This is a genomic window from Acaryochloris sp. IP29b_bin.148 (genome assembly GCF_028285565.1).
In the GTDB taxonomy this organism is placed as follows: Bacteria; Cyanobacteriota; Cyanobacteriia; order Thermosynechococcales; family Thermosynechococcaceae; genus Acaryochloris.
Map to the genome: position 1 here is coordinate 1 of NZ_JANQOY010000160.1, position 3,660 is coordinate 3,660.

At 46.1% G+C, this 3,660-nt stretch carries 5 protein-coding genes; 1 reads left to right on the forward strand and 4 read right to left on the reverse strand.

The genetic code is table 11. The annotated features are described in order from the left end of the window. Positions 1 to 507 precede the first annotated feature (507 nt). The 4 genes from Q0986_RS15040 to Q0986_RS23015 all read right to left on the reverse strand — a co-directional run bounded on the left by Q0986_RS15040 (position 508) and on the right by Q0986_RS23015 (position 2,756). Positions 508 to 717 carry a hypothetical protein gene (locus Q0986_RS15040; RefSeq protein WP_299411806.1) on the reverse strand — a complete coding sequence of 70 codons (210 nt, stop codon included), beginning with the start codon at positions 715 to 717 and terminating at the stop codon, positions 508 to 510. Between the two features lie 782 nt (positions 718 to 1,499). Then, entirely contained in the window at positions 1,500 to 1,874 is a 375-nt protein-coding gene (locus tag Q0986_RS15045; RefSeq protein WP_299411809.1) for a hypothetical protein, read from the reverse strand. A 313-nt stretch (positions 1,875 to 2,187) separates the two neighbouring features. Further along, the gene (locus tag Q0986_RS15050) at positions 2,188 to 2,442 is read right to left on the reverse strand and encodes a hypothetical protein (protein WP_299411813.1); all 255 of its coding nucleotides are present in this window, start codon (positions 2,440 to 2,442) and stop codon (positions 2,188 to 2,190) included. 53 nt (positions 2,443 to 2,495) lie between these two features. Further along, positions 2,496 to 2,756 (reverse strand): helix-turn-helix transcriptional regulator, encoded by a 261-nt coding sequence (locus Q0986_RS23015; protein WP_366918598.1) that lies wholly within the window; start codon positions 2,754 to 2,756, stop codon positions 2,496 to 2,498. A 223-nt stretch (positions 2,757 to 2,979) separates the two neighbouring features. On the opposite strand from Q0986_RS23015, the gene Q0986_RS15055 reads away from it, so the two are divergent. Beyond that, entirely contained in the window at positions 2,980 to 3,438 is a 459-nt protein-coding gene (locus Q0986_RS15055; protein WP_299411818.1) for a hypothetical protein, read from the forward strand. Positions 3,439 to 3,660: the final 222 nt, after the last annotated feature.

Sequence of the window (3,660 nt, forward strand, 5' to 3'; positions counted from 1 at the left end):
TTTCCTCTGGTTATACATTCTCCTAGGTCCGCTCATTGCGATTGGTTTTTCATTCCCGTTATTTCTCCTTGCAAGACATATCAAGATTTCAACACAGAAGAATGATCTTGATGCAATGGCAATGGCTGAAGTCGGTCAATCGTAAACTTGCTCCAACATGTTAGGCCCAATTAAAGGGGTGCGATGTCGCAAGTCGAGTGTGTAAGGAGGTAACAACTTCTAAATCAATGAGTGGCGATAATTCTCTCAGCAGCACCTGTCCTGCTGTCCCCACGTAACAGAATCACTGACTCTCGTCACACTGGTAGTAAGTAATGAATCTAGTGGAATGCAGACCGCAAAAGAATCCTGACCTGGTAGCCTAATCAGGGAAGAGAAAGGGTTGTAGACGAGCCGAACTGCGCTGTGAACCCCCTGCATCAGGACACCCAGATCGGCTATGAGCATCAATACGATGATTGGCACAAAGCAGATCTGCGGGAGTCTTAGGCTGTTCGATCCTGATGATTAGCTGGCCTGATCAGGAATATACCGATGCTCTAGCGGAATCTTCTCAATCGCCGCTCTCTGCCGTGCGTCCTGCTCCGCTTTCTGTCGAGCCGCAATCCTGGCCCTAGCCGCTTTAGCCCGCATTGCCTTAGCATCGCTATTGTAGTTCTTCTGAATCTCCTCCGTATTTCGAGAGGGAGCTGGGGCGTATTTGTCTTGCTCTGACATCAGGGATGGAATGGGTGAATAAATGGAGTTCAGTGCAACATGCTAACAAGGCCATTTCATCACAGCCAAGATCGGAAATCCCTAAAGAGTTTCGCTATATAACTCTTTCTCAAAGTCTCTCGGTATTATTCGGTTTCTCTCAAAGCATTACTCAGAAAGAAATGCAGAAACATTGCGAAGTAGAGAGATTGCCAAATCAAGAACCAGATCAGGGTGTAGCCTTCCATAGTTGCCTCCGAAGTGGGTTCATTACACCTGGTGTCAGCGACACTATAATCCAGGTGATTAAAGCCGACAGTTTGATTATAAATAGATTTTTATTAACTCTCAATCAATTTAGAATTGAACTTTATCTATGTATTGTCTAGATGCTCAATTCTGATTTGGCTTGAATGAGCTATGACAACGGTTTGATAGCTTTTGGGGGGCTAAGGCTGAAACTCCTTTCAAGAAAAGAAAAAACGCTCACCGCTTGGCAGTTTCGGTGCTAGTTTTGAGCCAAGATTCGGCTTGAGAGGAGGTGGAAGTGGGCACCCCGAAACGAGCAAGAGCATAGCGCTCTCCAGATCGGCAATGTCACCATCGCAAAGCCATGCCTTTGCTCTGCTCCCTGCCTTTACTTGGGGATGCTGCATTATCGGAGTTTTGCGGGATGGGTGCGAGTTTCAGGACTTGGTATCAGTTGTACGATCGCAAAGCCATTCTTTAATTAGGTGCACGTTAATTTCCTACACCAGCCCCAATCATAGGCTGCTCGGTTGAACTGCTCGAACACTAATCTCTCAGATCCAAACCTTTGTGAATTGCCCTAATCCTTTCCCTGGAGTCATCAGGCTCTCAAATCCCTCCCCTAATTGGCTGATGAACCCTTGCCGCCATCGGTCCCAATCGGCTTGGCTGGGATAGTCAATCTCGTCACAGAACTCCGTCCAGTTCTCTTGCTGAAACTCAGAGGCACGTATAACAGTTTCTTTGACTTGTACCTGAATGAAATGGTGATCAATCAATTCTTGGATAAACGGTGGATGGCCGCCTGAAGGTACATTATCATCCAGCACTGGAAACTCATAGGAAAGCCGTAGTTCGGCCACAGTATCCTTCTTGGCTAATCTCAGCAGTTCTAGCTGTTGTTGAGTTAGGGAAGGAATCTGAGTCATGATCAAACTAACTGACTTTAACTAAATACAATCTGATGAACTGAAATTGTAAGTTAGATGTTTCTTCTAGCATAGAATTTCAGCAAACCACATCTTTTACAACGGAAGGCAACCACGGGTTGTGTCTGCGGAGAATCAACGTGAATTCCACCAGGAAATGGCAATTTCTTTCTGTGGATTACCTATGTGCCAGCTTACGGGGAAAAATTAGGCGTAAGAAGAATCAGGGAGAAATCCTCGCTCCAGTTCTCCTCCGCAATCACCACATTTTTGGTTCATTGTTTTATTGATAAGAAGTGACCATCAAATTACTCTAATTGTCATCTCTTTCGAGTGCATCGACCCGTCGTTTGAGAGTTTGCAGATCTTCTCGAACAACCTGAATATCGCTTTCTTGGTTGATGGAGTATCCCACCAGATCGGAAGTGATTTTTCTCAACTCAGCAATATCTTGACTATTTCTTAGCTGAGATTCCTGAATCTCTTTTTGAACGGAGAGCATACCCGCAATCGTTCTCTCAACCCAAGATTGAAAATTAGGGGTGTTGTCTGGGGTAGAAGCAGTCATGATCGATCCTTTTCGCTACTCATAGGTTTCCTAAATTCAGTCAAATAGAAGAATCAATCACTCACTTCTGTCTCTTGAAGAGTTAGCAAATCAGCTAAGGCACATCCGAAGAAATCGCATAAACCTACAACAGTACTGGAATCGATACGATAGACAACACCGCGATCGAGTCTAGTCAACGTTGTTCTGGCTATCCCAGTTTTATCAGACAGACTCTTGATTGTCAGCTTCCTAAAACCTGATTCCGCTGCATGACTTGTGTTGTACTCAGCAATTAGTATTGCCAACCTGCAAATCATTTGCTTTCTCTTCATTTATGCATTGCTAACACTTCAATATTAGTCTACTGGCATGATAAAAGCGCGACACATCACCCAGTCTAATCAATATTATGAACTTTATAAGCTACATAAATACCATTTAGTGTTGCTATTATGTAGCGTTAACACTACAATATTTATGTAAACAAAAGCAAGCACCTAGATAACTTTCGACGGTCCCCTAGGTGCTTGTGACTCCCCTTACGAAGGAATCAACATGAATTCTACTACTACCCAACCTCAAGCCACTACCAAGCCCGTCCTCACCATCCTCGAAGATGTCACCGACGCAGATCAGTTCGTCGTCATCTGTGGCATGAAATTCATCGGCTATATCCGCCGTGATGCCAATGGTGGTTTCTACCCTGTCTACGCCACTAGAGGCGATTTCAACGAATGTGGTGACCTTGCTAGCCTCAAGGAAACAGCCGCTCAGCAGTTATTGGAGTACCGGGAAATGGAACTCGGTCAAGCCAAGCTTTACGGTCAGCCCGAGCAGGAGACCCGTCCCAATTACCACATCACCAAGGACGGTCGCCACATCCCCGTCAGCTATGGCAAGCCCGCTCCTAAGCGCACTCGTTCAACTTCTGCCACAGTGGGCCGATCCAATGTTGCCGCTATTGGTTATCGCGGTGGCCCCGGCGAGTTAATCAACGGTGTGTCCATCGGCTAAGTCTTGGGCCAGTCTCCCTGCCACCGTGGGACTGGCCTCTCCCCAATGCAGGGGGCACTGCTCTCACACTTATCCAAGCCTGCCGACTATCTCATTCCCTGGTCGAAGTGAGGCACCAATCACCCATCGATGCATCCCATCAGTCCGTAGGCTTCCTTAATCCTCAAATCGCTACATCTTAAGCAGAGGTTCAGCCATGAAATCAATCCTTAAGCGCCTCAT

Coding starts and splice junctions, on each gene's coding strand:
- Q0986_RS15040 (WP_299411806.1), bottom strand. CDS start 717: ATGTCAGAGCAAGACAAATACGCCCCAGCTCCCTCTCGAAATACGGAG.
- Q0986_RS15050 (WP_299411813.1), bottom strand. CDS start 2,442: ATGACTGCTTCTACCCCAGACAACACCCCTAATTTTCAATCTTGGGTT.
- Q0986_RS23015 (WP_366918598.1), bottom strand. CDS start 2,756: ATGAAGAGAAAGCAAATGATTTGCAGGTTGGCAATACTAATTGCTGAG.
- Q0986_RS15045 (WP_299411809.1), bottom strand. CDS start 1,874: ATGACTCAGATTCCTTCCCTAACTCAACAACAGCTAGAACTGCTGAGA.
- Q0986_RS15055 (WP_299411818.1), top strand. CDS start 2,980: ATGAATTCTACTACTACCCAACCTCAAGCCACTACCAAGCCCGTCCTC.